Raw genomic sequence first — 19,263 nt, 5'->3', positions numbered from 1 at the left:
TCCCGCGGCATTGGCAGCCTATCGGCACCCTGGGCCGCAGCTTTGAAGGGGGGGGCCGATGGGCGAGACTACACCGTCGACGTGCCGCCCGCCGTGGCATACAAGCCGCTTGCGCCCTTATGCGACGCGGCGAGACGCTGGGTGTTTGGTTTTAGAAGAGGGTCGTTGCGCCGCGCCATGAGGCCAAAAGCGAAAGGCCCTCTTCCCCATCCGGGAAGAAGGCCTTTTCGATTGCGCCGGAACCCCGGCCAGCGCGCCCCAACCACGGCGGGGCGCGCGTCTTGATCAGCGTGGCGTCACAGCATGGCGTTGATGCACAGGGCCATGACGGCGGCGACGGACAGCATGCCGGCGGCCTCGACGAAGGCGGACAGGCGGGCATAGAGGCCGGTGGTGACGGCGGTCTCGGTGGCGGTGACGGTGGTCATGATCTTTGTCCCCTTGTTATAGATGATCGCTGGTCGGGCGATGGTCGGTGATGGAAGGTTCCGGGTCGGCTTACAGCATGGCGTTGATGCTGGCGGCGATCAGCAGGGCCACGGCCATCATGGCCACGCCCTCGACGACGGCGATGTCGGGCAACACCTTGAAAAAGCGGAAGGAAGCGGTGCGGCTGGAAGCGGCGAAGGCGGTCATCTCTATCTCCATCGGTGCGTTGGTCGGTGATGTCCCTATAAGAGCAAAGGTCGTGCCAACTGGCCAAAATGGCGGAAATCCTGGACTTTGCGCCCCCACACAACACACTCGCGCAATGGCGCCACCAAAAATTGGCCGCAGTGGCGATTTAGTCTGAGAATAGGCTATCTCCATTTGCACGGCGGCGGACACTGTCCGTTTGCGGACACTTTCCCCTGACCGTTGGCGCACGCCCTGAAAGCGCCAGGCCCAAAAGCGAAAGGCCCTCTTCCCAACACAGGGAAGAAGGCCTTTTCGGTTGTGCCGGCGATCCGGCCAGCGCCGCCCCCCTTTATGACGCACGGGGGCGGCGCGCGTATTCCTGTAGGCTTTACAGCATGGCGTTGATGCACAGCGCGATGACGGCGGCGACGGCCAGCATACCGGTGGTTTCGACCACGGCGGCGGCGCGGGGCAGGATCGCGGCCAGGCGGTCGGCCAGGCCTGCCGTATCAGTGCTGTGCGCGGCGTTGACGGTCCGGGTGGTCATGATCTTCGTATCCCTTCGGCTGATATAGTTGGTTCAAAGCATCGTGTTCACGCTGACGCTGATCACCAGCGCCACGGCCAGCATGGCGACGGTCTCGATCGCCTCGGTGCTGGGCAGATACTTGAAGAAACGGAAGGAAGCGGTGCGGGGCGCGGCATTGAAGGACGACATCTTGATCTCCATCGGAGGGTGGTGGGTTGATGCCTCCCTTATCAGCAAGGGGTGTGCCAACCACCGAAAGCCGCGGAATTCAGTCGTTCTTGGTTAAAGGTTTATGGGTCGTTGACCAGGTCGCGCCACTAAATGGCCGCATTCGCCACAATTGGCGAATATGACTACCATTTCAGCGTCCGGAATCGCCCACTGTCCGTCTGCGGACAGAGCGGACCGTTCATCGCCGGACAGTGGCCTTCCGACAGCCGCTGTCAGCCGCCGAACCACACCTTGGTGTCGAGATAGCGCGACGCCAGGAAGCGATAGAGGCGACCGATCTCCAGCATCGCCTCATCCTTGGCCGGATCCAGCGTCTTCCAGCGCTGGGGAAGGTCCTCCCAGGCCAGGGTTTCAAAGTGCAGGTTGTCGCGGTGCCGGCGCAGCATGGCGACCGTGCCCTCGAACTGCTTCAGCGCGGCCACGGCCTCGCCCGTGCCGGCCTCGACCTCATCGAACCAGGCGCGGTATTTTTCCACCGGCACCTTCAGCAGCGACTGGATGCGACGCAGCTGGTGGTCCAGCTCGCGATCGCCACGCGCCAGCTTCTGCATCTCGCGCAGCTTGCGACCGATGTCGAACACCGGCTTGAAATACTCGCGCAGCGCCTCCAGGAAGGCCAACTCGTTGGCCAGGACCTCCACCCTATCCACCACCTCCTGCTTGCGCTCCGTCGCCACCCCCACCAGGGCGGCGATCTCGGCCGCCTGCTCGCGCATGCGGCGCTTGGCCTCCTCGCTCTCATCCAGGGCGGCGGTCGCGTCGGCGCGGGCGCCGGCGATGGCCTTCAGCAGCGACCCGCCGATTTTGATGAAGGCCATGTCGCGGTGGCGGGACTCGATGGTCCAGGAGGCCGTGCCATCCACGATTTCCGACGGGATGCGGTCGCCGTTATGGATGATGCGCACGAAGCGCAGGCTTTGCGCGATCATGCCCAGCAGCTGGCCGTCGCCGCTTTCGGGGGAGAGGGAGAACATCTGCGCCACCTGCCGCAGGGGAATGGCGCCCCGGGCGTCGCCCAGGTCGATCTGCAGCACCGGCTCGCCATGGCTGAGCGTGAAGAAGGAATTGGGCAGGCACAACGCCGGGTGCGCGAAGTTGAATTCCGTAATGCTGGGCTTGGCCGTCTTGTCGGGCATGGTGGTGAGGAACTGTCCTGGAAAGGCGACAATCAAGGAATCTAGCGGTTGACCCACCCTACATCCACCCCCGAACGCGGCCGGGTGTCGATGTAAAAACGATCCGCCAGCCCCCATCCTATCCACCCGTGTAGGATGGGCGCGCCGGGTGCCGGGGCCGCCAACGGGGGCGCCCCGGGAAAAATTTCGCTGCCAAGCCGACAATGTGCCGCTTGGCGACGGGCGGCTGACCCGTGCTATAACACGCCGTCGCGCATCCCGCCGCCTATTCCGCTCCGAGAAGATGCCCTTGTCCTTCCTTCGCATTGCCTTGTCGCCCCGTCGCCTCCGCCGTCTGGTCCCGCTCGCCGCCCCCCTGGCGCTGCTCGCGGTCGCGGCTTGCTCCAGCGATGAGAAGGAGGCGCCCTACATCGAACGCCCGGTGGAGCAGATCTACTCCGAAGCCGGCAACGCCATCGATCGCGGCGAATACCAGAAGGCGGCCCTGCTGTTCGGCGCCGTGGAGCAGCAGCACCCCTATTCGACCTGGGCCATGCGCGCCGAGCTGATGGCCGCCTACGCCTATTACCAGGCCAACAAATACGATGAGGCCGTCGGGTCGCTGGACCGCTTCATCAGCCTGCACCCCGGCAACCCCAACGTCGCCTACGCCTATTACCTGAAGGGCCTCTGCTATTATGAGCAGATCTCCGACGTGCGGCGCGACCAGACGCCGACCGTGCAGTCGCTGAAGGCCTTGGAAGAGGTCATCCGCCGCTTCCCCACCAGCCCCTACGCCCGCGACGCCAAGCTGAAGATCGACCTGACCCGCGACCACCTGGCGGGTAAGGAGATGGACATCGGCCGCTATTACCAGAGCGTGGGCCTGAACCTGGCGGCCATGAAGCGCTTCCGCCAGGTGGTGGACCAGTACCAGAGCACCAGCCATGTGCCGGAGGCCCTGCACCGCCTGGTGGAGGTCTACCTGTCGCTGGGCATGCTGGATGAGGCGCGCAAGGCCGCCGCCGTCCTGGGCTACAACTACCCGGGCAGCGACTGGTACCAGAACACCTACGATCTGGTGAAGGACCTGCCCAAGCCGCGCGTCATCCCGGTCAACCTGACGGCCAAGCCCGCCGACACGCCGGCGGCAACCCCGGCGGCCGGCCCCCGCGCCGGCGCGCCGGTCGCGGCACCCGAGGGCCAGACGGCACCGGCCGTGGACAAGCCCGACGCCAAGCCGACCGACCTGAAAGCGCCCGACCAGAAGGCGACGGACCAGAAGACCGACGACAAGGGCGAGAAGCCCCGCCAGGAAAGCAAGGACCGTGGCTTCTTGGGTTGGCTTTTCGGCGATTAAGTCCTAGAAAAATCATATCCCGACAGCGGGCTCCGGATCGGCGACAGACCAGTCCGGGGCCCTTGTCGTCTAAAGAGCGCCGTCTGATAAGTATCGTCCCCAAGGCTCGCAAAACCGGGTGAGTTGCCATGCTGGCGTCCCTCTCGATCCGTGACGTGGTCCTGATCGAACGGCTGAACCTGTCGTTCGGCCAAGGCTTGTGCGTGCTGACCGGTGAGACCGGCGCCGGCAAGTCCATCCTGCTGGACGCGCTGGGCCTGGCCCTGGGCGGCCGGGGCGACAGCGGCCTGGTGCGCCACGGCGCCGACCAGGCGACGGTGGTGGCCGAATTCGATCTGGCCGCGAGGGGGCCCAATGGCGGATTGGACCACCCCGCCCTGGCCCTGCTGCGCGAGCAGGACCTGGATGCCGACACCACCCTGGTCCTGCGCCGCACGGTCACCGCCGACGGCCGCTCCCGCGCCTTCATCAACGACCAGCCGGTGGGCGTGGCCCTGCTGCGCCGCGTGGGCGAGACGCTGGTGGAGGTGCATGGGCAGTTCGACACCCACGGCCTGCTGAACCCCCTGACCCATCGCGATCTGCTGGACGACTACGCCGGCCTGAGCGCCAAGCGTGCGCAGCTGTCCGGCCTCTACCGCGCCTGGCAGGCGGCCGAGACGGCCCGCCTGGATGCGGATCGCGAGGCCTCCCGCGCCCGCGAGGAAGAGGAATACGTCCGCCACGCGCTGTCGGAGCTGGACGCGCTGGATCCCAAGGACAACGAGGAAGAGGCCCTGGCGGAAAAGCGCGCCGTCATGATGCACCGGGAAAAGCTGGTGGAGGCGCTCACGGGTGCGGCCGGCGAAATCGCTGGCGAGCGCGGGGCCGAGCGCGCCATCGCCAACGCCCTGCGCCATCTGACCCGCGTGGCCGACAAGGCCGCCGGCCAGTTGGACCCGCTGATCGCCGTCCTGGACCAGGCCGCCGCCGAGATCGGAGAGGCGGCGCGCGCCCTGCAGGTCATGGCTGGCGACATGGACCATGACGGCGCCACCCTGGAAAAGCTGGAGGAGCGGCTGTTCGCCCTGCGCGCCTGCGCCCGCAAGCACGGCATCGCCGTGAGCGGCCTGGCCACCTTGCGCGCCGACTTCGCCCGCCGCCTGTCGCTGATCGAGGACCAGGGCGACCTGCTGACCCGCCTGGCCAAGGAAGCCGCCGAGGCGAAGCAGGCCTACGCCGCCGCCGCCTCGTCCCTGACGGAGGAGCGGCGCCGGGTGGCCGGCAAGCTGGACCGGGCCGTGATGGCCGAGCTGGCCCCCCTGAAGCTGGAAAAGGCCCGCTTCGTCACCGCCGTGGACCCGGTGGGCGAGGCCGACTGGGGCCCCGGCGGCAGCGACCGCGTGGCCTTCACCGTCGCCACCAACCCCGGCGCCCCGCCGGGCCCGCTGGCCAAGATCGCGTCCGGCGGCGAACTCGCCCGCTTCATGCTGGCGCTGAAGGTGATCCTGGCCCAGGTCGGCACCGTGCCCACCCTGGTATTCGATGAGGTCGACACCGGCATCGGCGGCGCGGTGGCGAACGCCGTGGGCGAGCGCCTGGCCCGCTTGGGCGCCGGCCTGCAGGTGCTGGTGGTGACGCACAGCCCGCAGGTGGCGGCGCGCGGCCAGCAGCACCTGAACGTGCGCAAGCGCGTCGCCGGCGGCAAGACCACCACCGACGTGGTCATCCTGTCGCCCGAGGAGCGGCGGGAGGAGATCGCCCGCATGCTGTCGGGCGCCGAGATCACCGCCGCCGCCCGCGCCGCCGCGTCCGAACTGATGGCCGCCGGCTGAGCCCGGCGCCGTCCCCCTTCCGCCTTCCATCCCGAGTACCTGCCATGGCCGCCAAGCAAGCCATCGACGCCCTGACCGTAGAGGACGCCCGGGCGGAACACGCCCAGCTGGTGGCGGAGATCGGCCATCACCGCGCCCTCTATTATCAGAAGGACGCGCCGGCGATTTCCGACGCCGACTACGACGCGCTGGAACGGCGGCTGGCGGCCATCGAGCAGCGCTTCCCCGAGCTGGCCGGCGCCGACAGCCCCACCGCCACGGTGGGGGCCGCGCCCGCCGCCGGCTTCGGCAAGGTGAGGCACAAGGTGCCCATGCTGTCGCTGGGCAACGCCTTCGAGGACGGGGACGTCACCGACTTCGTGGCCAGCATCCGCCGCTTCCTGGTCCTGGACGAGGCCGCCCCGCTGGATTTCGTGGCCGAACCCAAGATCGACGGACTGTCCTTGTCCATCCGCTATGAGGACGGCCAGCTGGTACAGGCCGCCACGCGTGGCGATGGGGCGGAGGGCGAGGACGTCACCGCCAACGTCCGCACCATCGACGACATCCCCAATACCCTGCGCGGCACGGCGCCGGCGGTGCTGGAGGTGCGCGGCGAGGTCTATATGCGGCGCGAGGACTTCCTGGCTCTGAACAAGGCCCAGGCGGAAAAGGGCGAGAAGGTCTTCGCCAACCCGCGCAACGCCGCCGCCGGGTCCTTGCGCCAGCTGGACGCCAGCATCACGGCGGGCCGGCCCCTGCGCTTCTTCGCCTACACCTGGGGTGAATTGTCGGAGCCGCTGGGCGCCACCCAGTCGGAAAGCCGCCGGCGCCTGGCCGACCTGGGCTTCACCATCAGCGAGCCGTCGCGCCTGTGCCGCACGGCCGACGAGTTGCTGGACTATTACCGCTGGATCGGCGGCCAGCGCGCCACCCTGCCCTTCGACATCGACGGCGTGGTCTACAAGGTGGACCGGCTGGATTTACAGGAACGCCTGGGCTTCCGCACCCGCACGCCGCGCTGGGCCACCGCCCACAAATACCCGGCGGAGAAGGCGCAGACCCTGCTGAAGGCCATCAGCATCCAGGTGGGACGCACCGGCGCCCTGACCCCGGTGGCGGAGCTTGAGCCCATCACCGTGGGCGGCGTGGTCGTCTCTCGCGCCACCCTGCACAACGAGGATGAGATCCGCCGCAAGGACGTGCGGGTGGGCGACACCGTCATCGTCCAGCGCGCCGGCGACGTCATCCCCCAGATCGTGGCCGTGGTCCCCAGCCTGCGCCCCGCCGACAGCCATCCCTTCGAATTCCCCACCCACTGCCCCGCCTGCGGCAGCCTGGCCGTACGCTCCACCGCCGAGAAGGCGGACGCGGCGGCGGAAGTGGTGGCGGTGGAAAGCGGCGGCCCGGACGACGGTGCCGCCGTGGAAGGCGCGGAGGCGCCCGCCGAGGAAACAGCGGCCGAGCCCGACGGCGTGGTGCGACGCTGCACCGGCGGCCTGATCTGCCCGGCCCAGGCGGTGGAACGCCTGATCCATTTCACCAGCCGCCTGGCCTTCGACATCGAGGGCCTGGGCATCGAGCGCATGCGCCTGTTCCACAGCCAGGGCCGCATTCGCGAGCCGGCCGACATCTTCACCCTGGAGAAGCGGGAGGGCGAACGGCTGGACCGCATCGTCACCATGACCGGCTTCGGCAAGAAGTCGGTGGAGAAGCTTTTCGCCGCCATCGAGGCCCGCCGCACCATCGGCCTGGACCGTCTGATCTACGCCCTGGGCATCCGCCAGGTGGGCGAGGCCACGGCCAAGCTGCTGGCCCGCCACTACCTGACGGTCGATCACTGGCGCGACGCCATGATCAAGGCGGCGGAAGAGCGGGCCGCCCAGCCGGCCGAGCGCAAGCCTGAGCTGGTGGGGGAGTCCTATGCCGAGCTGTGCGCCATCGAACAGATCGGCGTGGGCGTGGCCGACGACATGATGGCCTTCTTCCGGGAAGAGCATAACCGCGCCCTGCTGGACCGCCTGCTGGCCCAGATCACCGTGGAAACCTACCAGCGGCCCACGACCACCGGGTCACCGGTCGTGGGCAAGACCGTGGTCTTCACCGGCACGCTGGAAACCATGGGCCGCAGTGAGGCCAAGGCCAAGGCTGAGAGCCTGGGCGCCAAGGTCGCCGGCTCCGTCAGCGCCAAGACCGACTATGTCGTCGTCGGCGCCGACGCCGGCTCCAAGGCCACCAAGGCGCGCGAGCTGGGCCTAACCATCCTGACGGAACAGGAGTGGGTGGACCTGATCAGCGGCAAGACCGCCGCCCCGGAATAATGGCGAAATTCTCCACTCAACTGGCGGGAGTGGCGATTAAATCGCCATTTACCTTGGCTAATTCCAATCCCTCCCCAGGATTCCTGCGGACTTCCGAACTGGCACACCCCTTGCGATGATGCCGGGAAACCGGCCCGAAGGAATGGGCCGGGCCTATCCGGAACCGGCCCAGGTTCCAGCCTCATCGTCAGGGAGACCCCGCTTATGTTCCGCATGCCCCATCGCCTGGCCACCCTGTCCCTGGCGCCGTTGGCCGCCGCCCCCCTGACCGCGGCGCTGATCGCCTTCACCGCCAGCCCGGCCTACGCCGGCACCATCGGCCCGCAGACCCTGCACGGCCGCACGCTGGAGCTGGAGGGCCTGGTGGCCAATGTCGAGATCACGGTGTCGTCCTCCGCCAAGGAGATCACCGTCACCGCCACCGGCGACGACGACCAGGTGAACCGCCTGTCCTTCCACAGCGAGGGCGACAAGGCCAAGGTGGAGCAGGAGCACCGCCACCACGAGCATTACAGCGACCGCGACTTCATGAAGGTCAGCGTCACCCTGCCCGCCGGCACCAGCCTGGCGATCGACGATTTCGTCGGCGACCTGACCGCGGGCGACCTGAACGCCGACCTGACGATCGAGGACCTGCATTCCGGTTCCGTCACCGTCGGCCGCGTGCAGTCCGCCGCCCTGGACGTGACCGGCAGCGGCAACATCACGGTGGGCGACGTCGCCAAGGCCGTGTCGGTGGAAATCAAGGGTTCCGGCAAGGTGCGCACCGGCAAGACCAATAGCGAGGTGTCGCTGGAGATCAGTGGCTCCGGCAATGTCGACATGGCCTCGGTCAACGGCGCGGTCTCGGCCGAAATCCACGGCAGCGGCAATGTCACCATCCATGCGGGCAAGGCCGACCCGCTGTCGGTGGACATCGCCGGCTCGGGCGACTTCACCATGGACGGCGTCGCCACCAACCAGTCCATCAGCCAGCACGGCTCCGGCCAGGTGCGTATCCGCAACGCCGGGCATTGAGACTTCATCAATCACGTCGACCGAAGGGCGATGCCGCGCGGGGCGGTGCCGTCCCTTCAGAAAGCCCGCCGGGAAACTGGCGGGCTTTCGTCTTTTGCGGCAAGGGCCTAAGGTCCAGGTCCCACACGACATCACCTGGGACTGCGTCGATGAAATACCTGCACACCATGGTCCGCGTTACCGACCTGGACGCCTCGCTGGACTTCTACGTCAACAAGCTGGGCCTGCAGTTGGTGCGCCGCCGCGATTATGAAAAGGGCCGTTTCACCCTGGTCTACCTGGCGGCCCCGGGCTCGCCGGAGTCGGAGGTGGAGCTGACCTGGAACTGGGATCCGGAGGTCTATACCGGCGGCCGCAACTTCGGCCACCTGGCCTTCGCCGTGGACGACATCTACGCCACCTGCCAGCGCCTGAAGGACGCCGGCGTCACCATCAACCGCCCGCCGCGTGACGGCCACATGGCCTTTGTCCGCTCCCCCGACCAGATCTCCATCGAGCTGCTGCAGGCTGGCGACGCCCTGCCCCCGCGGGAGCCGTGGGCCTCCATGCCCAACACCGGCGCCTGGTAAATCGCCCTCCCCGGGCCGGCCCCGCAGCGCGCGGTTGCGGGGCCGGCCCGTTCATTCTATCCCTACCCCATGCTGCTGCTGATCGTCCTGGCTGTGATGGGGGTGGGTTTGGCCCTGGCGCTGGTCGCCTGGCTGGCCACGCGCGGCCCGTCCGAAGCCGAAATCTTCCGCCGCTTCGACGCGCTGGAAGGCTTCACCATCACCGAACGCCACGCCCATGAGGGCACCGGCATCGCCGCCGACGAGGCGCGCGGCCGCGTGGCCGTGATCGGCAAGGGCCTGGACAAGCGCCCGCCCGTGCTGCTGGCCGCCAAGGACCTGACGGCCTGGCGCTACCAGGCCAAGGACCAGCATTTCGAAATGACGCTGAAGACGCGCCGCTTCCCGCAGCCCCTGGTCGTCAGTTTCCGCAAGCGCGCCACCGCCGACGAATGGCTGAAGATTTTCCGCAACATCGTCGAGGAGCGTTGACCTATCCCACAGCGCGGCCCGTACGGAAGTGCGAGACTCTGGGACCCCATACGTCTTAAGGTCATGATGAGGCGGTTGTACCGCCCGCTGTTTTGAACGCCCCGCGACCTAAAGGTTGGCATGACGCCCCCACCGTCCTCCGAGGCACCGTCGTCGTCCCGTACCCTGGCGCAGTTCGGGAACGCATCGTCCGTCACCGGCGGGACGCCCCGCGACGGGAACGGCCAGGCGGGCGGCGCCCAGGCGCCGGGCATGGGGCCGGAGGACGGCAAGGCGGCGGCGCGCAAGAAGGTGCGGCTGCCGCTGCGCAAGCGCCTGTCCTACAAGCAGGCGCGCAACACCGCCCTGCTGACCCTGGCGCTGGGCCTCATCCTGAACACCGCCCAGATCACCTACGACCTGTTCAACGTCGAACAGCAGACCGACCAGCTGGTGCGGCAGGTGCTGAGCACGGCGCGCCAGCCGGCGGCGGAGGCGGCCTACGCCTTCGACCAGGCATTGGCGGAACGGGTGTTGACCGGCCTGTTCGAGTACCGCCCCCTGTACCATGCCGTGATCTATGAGGATTTCGGCAACCAGCTGGCCGCCAAGGACCGGCCGGAAATGGAGGGGGGCCTGAAGTGGCTGGCGGAAATCCTGCTGCCCCAGGAAAAGACCTTCTCCATCCAGCTGGTCATCGAGCGCCACCACCAGAACGTGGGCGTGCTGAAGGTCAGCGTCGACCGCTACCTGATCGCGCTGGATTTCTTCCGCCGCTCGGCCATCGTGCTGGGCGTGGGCCTGGTGTGGACGGTGGCGCTGGCCCTGATCCTGGTCGTGGTCTTCTACATCTCGCTGTCCAAGCCCTTCCTGCGGCTGACGCGCGGCATCGCCGCCGTGGACGCCCGCCGCCCGGCCGATCTGCTGCTGACCGTGCCGCCGCAGCATGCGGATGACGAGCTGGGCCTGCTGGCCAGCACCACCAACGAGCTGCTGCTGGAATTCGACCGCGCCCTGGTGGAGCGCGAGCGGGTGGAGGCCCGGCTGCGGGAGCGCGAGACCCACCTGTCCGGCATCATGGACAACGTGGCCGATGGCATCATCACCCTGGATGAGGACCTGCGCGTCGCCACCATGAACCGCGCCGCCCACCAGCTGTTCGGGTATGAGCCCGGCCAGGCGGGAGGGCAGCCCTTCGTCAGCTTCATCGCCGACGAGGACTGGCCGCGCGTGTCGACGGAGCTGATGACCAGCCTGCGCCGCCAGGGCGGCAGCCACGGCGGGGAGCAGCGGTCGGAGGTGCAGGGCCGCCGGCGCGACGGCACCGTCTTCGCCATGGCCTTCGGCGTCAGCCAGATGCGTCTGGGCACCCGCCGCACCGCCATCTGCGTCATCCAGGACATCACCCAGCGCAAGCGGTCGGAACGCGCCGTGCGCGAAAGCGAGGAGCGGCTGAAGCAAGCCGTCAGCGCCACCCGGTCCGGCGTGTTCGACGCCGACTTCGCCACCGGCCTGACGTGGTGGAGCCCCGAGTTCCTGGAGATGCTGGGCTATCCCGGCGGCGCCAGCCCCTGGCATGACAAGCCGCTGGAGGCCCTGCTGCACCCCGACGACGCGCCCGCCACCATGGGCACCATCGAGCGTTACCTGTCCGGCGAGAGCGGCGACTATCTGAGCGTCTTCCGCCTGCGCAAGAACGACGGCGGGTGGCTGTGGATCGAGGCGCGCGGCCTGGCCATCCGGGATGAACGGGGTCGCCCCCTGCGCTTCACCGGCACCATGACCGACGTGACCGACCGCAAGCGCTTCGAGGAGCAGCTGCTGTACGTCAGCACCCACGACCCGCTGACCGGCCTGGCCAACCGTACCCTGCTGCAGGACCGCCTGCAGCACGCCATCGCCCATGGCGCCCGCAAGGGCACCTCGGTCGCCGTGCTGGTCATGGATCTGGACCGGTTCAAGCTGGTGAACGACAGCCTGGGCAGCCAGGTGGGGGACAAGCTGCTGCGCGCCCTGGGCCAGCGCCTGGTGTCCTGCGTGCGCGCCGCCGACACCGTGGGCCGCATGGGCGCCGACGAGTTCATGGTGATCGCCGAGGATCTGCCGGAGCCGCAGGTGGCCGCCCGCATCGCCGAGGCCATCCTGGTGGGCCTGACCCGCCCCTTCGCCATCGACGGCCAGCAGCTGTTCATCACCACCTCCATCGGCATCAGCCTGTTCCCCGGCGACGCGTCGGACACCGACGCCCTGCTGCGCGACGCCGCCACCGCCATGGACAACGCCAAGGCCGCGGGCGGCAACAGCTACCAGTTCTTCACCCCCCGTATGAACGAGGAGGCGGTGGCGCGGCTGTCCATGGAGCACGCGCTGCGCGAGGCCCTGGACCTCAACCAGTTCACCCTGCACTACCAGCCCAAGATCGATCTGGAGACGCTGCAGCCGGTGGGGACCGAGGCGCTGATCCGCTGGCACCATCCCGAAATGGGCCCCGTCTCCCCCGCCCGCTTCATCCCCATGGCGGAGGAGAACGGCCTGATCGTCCCCATCGGCGAATGGGTCATGCGCACCGCCCTGGCCCAGATCCGCGCCTGGCAGGAACAGGGACTGCAGCCCCTGCCCGTGGCAGTCAACGTCTCCGTCCGCCAGGTCTCCTCCGGCCAGTTCGCCGAGCGGGTGCGCCAGCTGCTGCAGGAATACGGCGTGGGGCCGGAATTCCTGGAGCTGGAGATCACCGAGACGGCGATGATGTCGAACCTGGCCTACATCGCCGACACGCTGGCGGAACTGCGCTCCCAGGGCATCTCCATCGCCATCGACGACTTCGGCACGGGCTATTCCTCGCTGTCCTACCTACGGCGCCTGCCCATCACCACGCTGAAGATCGATCGTTCCTTCGTGTCGGAGGCGACCTCCAACACCGACACGGCCGCCATCGCCGCCACCATCATCGCCATGGGCCGGCAACTGGGCCTGACCGTGGTGGCGGAGGGAATCGAGACCGAAGAGCAGCTGGACTTCCTGCGCCGGCATCAGTGCGACCAGCTTCAGGGCTTCTTCTTCTCAAAACCCCGGCCGGCGGACGACTTCTGCAAAACTTTTTTGAAGCCGACAAAGATGCACGCGGTGGCCTCCTGAACCCGGCTTGACGCCTACTGGCAACACGGCAAACACCCCCTCGGGACGCCCCCGAACCCGAGTTGAATGGCGTTGCAGATTTGCCCTATCGGGCGCGGAATCCCTTGATCCTGTTCATCAATGCTTGACGGCAACGCCCGGAAAACCGAGGCTTGGCGACAGAGGCTGGACGCGAGTCCCAGGCAAGAATGCCAAGGACGGTCGTGTCTTAAAAAAAACGTACAGGGAGGAAAGACGCATGGTGGCGAACGTCTTTGGGAAGTCGTGCCTGAAATCTCGTGTTCTCGCGGGTGTGAGCGTCGCGGCGCTGGGCACATCGCTGTTTGCTTCATCGCCGGCGCGCGCCCTGGACTTCAACAGCGGCGATCTTCAAGGCAGCTTCAACACCACCTTGACCTTCGGCGGCCTGGTCCGCGTTCAGGAGCGTGACAAGAACCTGGTGGGCAAGGCCAACGGCGGCAACGCCTCCTCCATCAACCAGGACAACGGCGACCTGAACTATGGCACCGGCCTGGTGTCGGCGACCGGCCGCATGACCAACGAACTGAAGCTGGACTACGACAACATCGGCTTCTTCGGCCGCGCGACCTTCTTCTACGACCCCATCAACAACGACGCCAACAGCACCTCGGCCGCCCGCACCGGCGCCTTCACGCTGAGCTCCACCGCCCGCGACCAGTCGGCGGCCTACGCCCGGCTGCTGGACGCCTACGCCTACGGCAACTTCGACCTGGGCGGCGGCACGTCGCTCAGCATGCGCGTCGGCAACCAGGTGCTGAGCTGGGGTGAAAGCACCTTCATCCCCAACGGCATCAACGCCATCAACCCGGTGGACGTCTCCGCCCTGCACCAGCCGGGCACGGAACTGAAGGAAGTCTTCCTGCCGGTGCCGATGATCAGCGCCAACCTGGGCCTGACCAACAACCTCAGCGTGGAAGCCTTCTACCAGTTCAAGTGGGAGAAGACGCTGCTGGATCCGGCCGGCACCTACTTCAGCAGCGACGACGCGCTGTCGCCGGGCGCCCGCTACCTGTCCCTGCCCTTCGGCAACCCGCTGGCCAAGGACAGCCCCTTCCAGGGCGCCATCGAGGCCAACGGCACCGTCAAGAACCCCATCCTGGGCCAAGTCACGCCCATCGCGCCCTTCGGCACCAACGTGCCGCGCCTGAACGATCACAACGGCCGCGACGACGGCCAGTTCGGCTTCGGCGTCCATTATTCCGTGCCGGAACTGGACGACACCGACTTCGGCATCTTCTTCCTGAAGTACAACAACCGGGTGCCGGACCTGTCGGTCAAGGTGGGCAGCTTTGGCGACTTCGCGTCCAATCCGGAGACGTTCAGCAACCACAGCGGCTACTTCGCCGACTACGTCAACGACATCAAGATGTATGGCGTCAGCTTCAGCACCAGTGTTGAAGGCGTCGCCATCCAGGGTGAATACTCGTACCGCCAGGGCCAGCCCCTGCAGTACGACGCCGTGGACGTGCTGCAGGCCATGCTGGCCGCGCCGTCGGTCTTCGGCTTCATTCAGACCGGCGGCCAACAGGGTGCCGCCCTGGGCGCCCAGCAGGGTGCCGCCGCCGGCGCCGCGCAGGGCCTGGCCGCCGCCACAGCCGCCTATCAGACGGCCGTGAACCAGGTGCTGTCGGTCGCCGCCCCGGCGCTGGTCGGCACCAACTTCACCGCGCTGCCGGCCCCGGTCCAGGCCGCCGTCCAGGCCGCCATCGCCGGTGCGGGCGGTCCCGCTTCGCTGGCCGCGGCGCAGGCCGCCGGCCAAGCCCAGGGTGCCGCCGCCGGCGCCAAGGCCGGTGCCACGGCCGGCGCCACCGCCGGCGCGCAGCAAGCCGCCACCGCCGCCGCCCACATCTTCAACACCAACGCGCTGATCCAGCGCCTGGGCGGAATCCAGGGCACCACCACGGCGCAGATCGAGCAGAGCGCGTCGCGCCTGTTCGGCACCACCATCCAGGGCTATGGCCGCTACGACATCAGCCAGGTGCAGATGACCTTCACCAAGGATCTGCCGCCCATGATGGGCGCCAGCCAGGTGATCCTGTTGGGCGAAGTCGGCGCCGACATCGTGCACAACATGCCGGACGGCGTGCACTTCAGCGGCACGGGCACCAACGTGGGCGGCAACGCCAACTTCCTGGGCCTGGGCGGCATGGAAAGCGTGGCCACCAGCGGCTTCGGCACCGAGTTCTCGTGGGGCTATCGCGTCGTCGCCCGCTTCGACTACCTGAACGCCATCGGGGGCATCAACCTGATGCCCCGCATCGTGTGGGAACATGACGTGCACGGCACCACGCCGCTGCCCGTGGGCACCTTCATCGATGGCCGCAAGGCCGTGTCGGTGGGCCTGACCGCCACCTTCCTGGACAAGTGGTCGGCCGACGTGAACTACACCAACTTCTTCGGCGGTGGTGACTTCAACCTCATCAACGACCGTGACTTCATCAGCTTCAGCCTGAAGTACTCCTTCTAACCCTGCCACCCCGTCACGGGATCGCTGGATTCTCCCCGGCGGCCCGTGACAGGGTCAGCTTCCCTTTCCCGGTTTTATGGGCGCCGGCCGCCGAGAGGTGGCCCGCGACTTGAATGATGAAATGCCGCCCCCTCGCCGCCCGGCTCACCGCCGGTGCCCTGTCCCTGGCCCTGGCCTCCAGCCTTGCCCCCGGGGACAACCTCTGGGCGAGGGAGATGGCGGCGGGCGACAGCCCTGCGTCGTCGTCCGTCGCGGCCGCCCCGCCCCTGGCCAAGGAGGGCAAGGGACCCGCTACGCCCATACCGGCGCTGATCGCCCCCCTGGCCCCCCACTCCCTGATCCTGGCCGGCACATTGGCCGGCACCCGCCTCGTGGTGGTGGGGGAGCGCGGGCACATCCTGGTGTCCGACGACAATGGCCACAGCTGGCGCCAAGTACCCGCCCCGGCCAACGCCACCCTGACCGGCGTGCGCTTCATCGACGCCAAGCAGGGCTGGGCGGTGGGCCATGACGCCACCATCCTGCATACCGCCGATGGCGGCGAAAGCTGGACCTTGCAGAACTTCGCGCCGGATTGGGAACAGCCGCTGATGGATGTGCTGTTTGACGACGCCGACCACGGCATCGCCGTGGGCGCCTACGGTCTGTTCCTGGAGACGGCCGACGGCGGCAAGACCTGGACCAAGCGCCGCATCACCGATGACGACCTGCACCTGAACGCCATCTTCGCCACCGGCGGCGACACCCGCATGGTGGTGGGCGAGGCCGGCGGCGTCTACACCAGCGCCGACAAGGGCCGCACCTGGACCAAGCGCGCCCTGCCCTATGAGGGCTCGCTGTTCAGCGGCGTGGCGGTGGACGACAAGACCGTGGTGGTCTTCGGCCTGCAGGGCCATGCCTTCCGCTCCACCGACGGCGGCCAGAACTGGCAGGCCATAGACACCGGCACCAAGGCCGGCCTGATGGGCGGCGTGGCCACCCCCGACGGCCATGTCGTCCTGGTGGGCGCGCTGGGCACGGTGCTGAGCAGCAGCGACGGCGGCGCCAGCTTCAAGCTGACCTACCGCCCCGACCGCCTGGCCCTGGCCGATGCGGTCCGTGGCGCCGACGGCGGCCTGATCCTGTTGGGCGATGAGGGCCCCAAGCTGGTGGGCGCGCTGCCCTGACCGCCGGCGCCGCCCCTGACCGCCCTTTCCCGGTTCCCCGTTTCCCCCGAGTGCCCGATGACGTCCCTGCCCCGCTTCCTCGACGCCCTGATCTTCCGCCACCGGCAGGTGGTGCTGGTGCTGTTCGCGCTGGCCACGGCCTTCTTCGCCTGGCAGGCCAGCCACCTGGCCGTCGATACAGCCTATGAGAAGCAGCTGCCGCAAGAGCACCCCTACATGAAGACCTTCCTGCAGTATCAGAAGGAATTCGGCGGGGCCAACCGGGTCATGGTGGCGCTGAGCGTCAAGAAAGGCGACATCTACACGCCGGAGTTCTTCACCAAGCTGAAACAGGTGACGGACGAGGTGTTCTTCATCCCCGGCGTGGACCGGGCCAGCGTCACCTCCCTGTTCACCCCCAACGTCCGCTTCATCGAGATCGTCGAGGACGGGTTCAGCGGCGGCAACGTCATCCCGGCGGAGTTCAAGGCCACGCCGGACTGGCTGAACGTGGTGCGCGGCAACGTGCTGAAGTCCGGCCAGGTGGGCCGCCTGGTGGCGGAGGACTTCACCGCCGCCCTGGTCAGCATCCAGCTGCTGGACCGCGACCCCAGCACCGGCGCCAAGCTGAACTACATGGACGTGGCCAAGAAGCTGGAGGCCATCCGGGGCAAGTACGCCGATGACGCCGTAGACATCCACATCATCGGCTTCGCCAAGGCCATGGGCGATGTGGCCGACGGCACGGTGGGGGTCATCGGCTTCTTCGGCCTCGCCTTCGTCATCACCGCCGTCCTGGTCTATGTCTACGGCCGGTCCTTCCGCATGACCGCCGTGCTGCTGGCCCTGTCGGTCGTCACCGTCATCTGGCAGCTGGGCCTGCTGGTGCTGATGGGCTTGGCCATGGACCCCATGTCCATCCTGGTGCCCTTCCTGGTGTTCGCCATCGCCATCAGCCACGGCGTGCAGAACGTGGGCACCATCACGCAGGAGATCGGCAAGGGCGCCGACGCCTTCTCCGCCGCCCGCATCAGTTTCCAGCGCCTGCTGGTGCCCGGCGCCAGCGCCCTGGTGGCCGACGCCATCGCCTTCCTGACCGTCCGCATCGTCAAGATCCAGATGATCCAGGAACTGGCGCTGTCGGCCTCGGTCGGCATGGTCATCATCGTCGTCACCCACCTGATGATCCTGCCGGTGGCCCTGTCCTTCCTGCCGCTGGGCGACAGCTATCGCCGCCGCGTCTCCGGCCAGGTGGACCGCTTCGACGCCGTGTGGAAGGTCTTCACCGTTTTCGCCCGGCCCAAGGGCGCCATCCCGGCCCTGATGATCGGCCTGGCCGTCTTCGCCTGGGCGCACCATGAATCCGGCCGCCGCGTCATCGGCGACGCCGAGGCCGGCGTGCCCGAGCTGTGGCCGGACAGCCGCTACAACAAGGATGCCGATTTCATCGCCGCCCACTTCGCCATCGGCGTGGACATCATCCAGGTCATCGCGGAGGCGCCGGCCAACGGCTGCATCGACTACACCGTCGCCTCCCAGGTGGACGACTTCGCCTGGCAGATCCGCAACGTGGACGGCGTGCAGTCCACGCTGTCGCTGCCCCAGGTCATGAAGACCGTCAACATGGGCTGGAACGAGGGCAACCTGAACTGGCGGGTCCTGCCCCGCAACAGCCAGGTGCTGGTGCGCGCCGTCTCCCCCGTCGAGACCTCGACCGGCCTGCTGAACGCCGACTGCTCCGTCATGCCCATCATGATCTTCACCAAGGATCACAGGGCGGAGACCATCGACCGCGTCGTCAAGGCGGTGGAGACCTACAACAAGGCCCATGGTACGGACGCCAAGGACAAAGGCCCGATCCACTTCCGCCTGGCCACCGGCAACGTCGGCGTCATGGCCGCCACCAACCAGGCGGTGACCGCGGCCGAGACGCCCATGCTGCTGTGGGTCTACGGCACCGTGCTGGTGTTCTGCGCCCTCACCTTCCGCTCCGTCGTCGGCACCGTCGCCACCGTGCTGCCGCTGGTCGTGGTCTCGGTGCTGTGCGACGCGCTGATGGCCGAGCTGAAGATCGGCCTGAAGACCAGCACCCTGCCGGTGACGGCCCTGGGCGTGGGCATCGGCGTGGACTATGGCCTCTATATCTTCAACCGCCTGCAGTCTTACCTGAAGCACGGCCTGGGCTTCGCCGAGGCCTACTACAAGACCCTGCAGGAAACCGGCAGCTCCATCCTGTTCACCGCATTGACCCTGGCGGTGGGTGTCGCCACCTGGTCCTTCTCCGCCCTGAAGTTCCAGGCCAACATGGGCGAGCTGCTGACCTTCGTCTTCATCGCCAACATGGCCGGCGCCATCATTCTGCTGCCCGCCATCGCCGCCACGCTCTACCGCTTGTTCCCCCGCCTGTTCGAGGGCGAGGTCAAACGGGCGCAGAAGCGGACCTTCGCGGCGCACTAGTTCGGTTGCCTCAAGCGCCGGCGGCGCGTCCGACC

The 19,263-nt window shown here is 67.8% G+C and carries 15 protein-coding genes; 10 read left to right on the top strand and 5 right to left on the bottom strand.

Annotated features, from left to right (window positions below):
- Positions 1 to 296: 296 nt before the first annotated feature.
- The 5 genes from UAJ10_RS14840 to UAJ10_RS14820 all read right to left on the bottom strand — a co-directional run bounded on the left by UAJ10_RS14840 (position 297) and on the right by UAJ10_RS14820 (position 2,514).
- Positions 297 to 428: a hypothetical protein gene (locus UAJ10_RS14840; protein ID WP_322916061.1), complete on the bottom strand. Its 132-nt coding sequence runs from the start codon at positions 426 to 428 to the stop codon at positions 297 to 299.
- Between the two features lie 70 nt (positions 429 to 498).
- A complete protein-coding gene (locus UAJ10_RS14835) occupies positions 499 to 636 on the bottom strand; it encodes a hypothetical protein (protein WP_186455583.1) in 138 nt (45 codons plus the stop codon).
- A gap of 370 nt (positions 637 to 1,006) precedes the next feature.
- Positions 1,007 to 1,165, bottom strand: coding sequence for a hypothetical protein (locus UAJ10_RS14830; protein ID WP_322916060.1), 159 nt, complete (start codon positions 1,163 to 1,165; stop codon positions 1,007 to 1,009).
- A 33-nt stretch (positions 1,166 to 1,198) separates the two neighbouring features.
- Entirely contained in the window at positions 1,199 to 1,336 is a 138-nt protein-coding gene (locus tag UAJ10_RS14825; protein WP_322916059.1) for a hypothetical protein, read from the bottom strand.
- Positions 1,337 to 1,590: 254 nt separating this feature from the next.
- Positions 1,591 to 2,514, bottom strand: coding sequence for a hypothetical protein (locus UAJ10_RS14820; RefSeq protein ID WP_322916058.1), 924 nt, complete (start codon positions 2,512 to 2,514; stop codon positions 1,591 to 1,593).
- Positions 2,515 to 2,803: 289 nt separating this feature from the next.
- On the opposite strand from UAJ10_RS14820, the gene UAJ10_RS14815 reads away from it, so the two are divergent.
- The 10 genes from UAJ10_RS14815 (at position 2,804) to UAJ10_RS14770 (ending at position 19,228) form a co-directional block, all read left to right on the top strand.
- A complete protein-coding gene (locus UAJ10_RS14815; protein WP_322916057.1) occupies positions 2,804 to 3,853 on the top strand; it encodes an outer membrane protein assembly factor BamD in 1,050 nt (349 codons plus the stop codon).
- A gap of 128 nt (positions 3,854 to 3,981) precedes the next feature.
- The gene (recN, locus tag UAJ10_RS14810; protein ID WP_322916056.1) at positions 3,982 to 5,667 is read left to right on the top strand and encodes a DNA repair protein RecN; all 1,686 of its coding nucleotides are present in this window, start codon (positions 3,982 to 3,984) and stop codon (positions 5,665 to 5,667) included.
- Positions 5,668 to 5,711: 44 nt separating this feature from the next.
- Positions 5,712 to 7,967, top strand: coding sequence for an NAD-dependent DNA ligase LigA (gene ligA / locus UAJ10_RS14805; protein ID WP_322916055.1), 2,256 nt, complete (start codon positions 5,712 to 5,714; stop codon positions 7,965 to 7,967).
- Between the two features lie 204 nt (positions 7,968 to 8,171).
- Positions 8,172 to 8,984, top strand: a complete 813-nt coding sequence (locus UAJ10_RS14800; RefSeq protein ID WP_322916054.1) for a GIN domain-containing protein — start codon at positions 8,172 to 8,174, stop codon at positions 8,982 to 8,984.
- Between the two features lie 149 nt (positions 8,985 to 9,133).
- A complete protein-coding gene (locus UAJ10_RS14795; protein ID WP_322916053.1) occupies positions 9,134 to 9,553 on the top strand; it encodes a VOC family protein in 420 nt (139 codons plus the stop codon).
- A gap of 69 nt (positions 9,554 to 9,622) precedes the next feature.
- Positions 9,623 to 10,024, top strand: a complete 402-nt coding sequence (locus tag UAJ10_RS14790; protein ID WP_145611471.1) for a hypothetical protein — start codon at positions 9,623 to 9,625, stop codon at positions 10,022 to 10,024.
- 120 nt (positions 10,025 to 10,144) lie between these two features.
- On the top strand, positions 10,145 to 13,138 hold the full coding sequence (locus UAJ10_RS14785; RefSeq protein ID WP_322916052.1) for an EAL domain-containing protein: 2,994 nt from the start codon (positions 10,145 to 10,147) through the stop codon (positions 13,136 to 13,138).
- Between the two features lie 292 nt (positions 13,139 to 13,430).
- A complete protein-coding gene (locus tag UAJ10_RS14780; RefSeq protein WP_322916051.1) occupies positions 13,431 to 15,626 on the top strand; it encodes a DUF1302 domain-containing protein in 2,196 nt (731 codons plus the stop codon).
- Positions 15,627 to 15,739: 113 nt separating this feature from the next.
- Positions 15,740 to 16,792, top strand: a complete 1,053-nt coding sequence (locus UAJ10_RS14775; protein ID WP_322916050.1) for a WD40/YVTN/BNR-like repeat-containing protein — start codon at positions 15,740 to 15,742, stop codon at positions 16,790 to 16,792.
- Positions 16,793 to 16,849: 57 nt separating this feature from the next.
- Complete coding sequence (locus UAJ10_RS14770; RefSeq protein ID WP_322916049.1) at positions 16,850 to 19,228, top strand: efflux RND transporter permease subunit; 2,379 nt, start codon at positions 16,850 to 16,852, stop codon at positions 19,226 to 19,228.
- Positions 19,229 to 19,263 lie beyond the last annotated feature (35 nt).

The sequence above is a fragment of the Nitrospirillum guaranorum genome (assembly GCF_034653275.1).
Taxonomy (GTDB): Bacteria; Pseudomonadota; Alphaproteobacteria; order Azospirillales; family Azospirillaceae; genus Nitrospirillum.
This window is presented reverse-complemented; position numbering and strand designations above follow the sequence as displayed.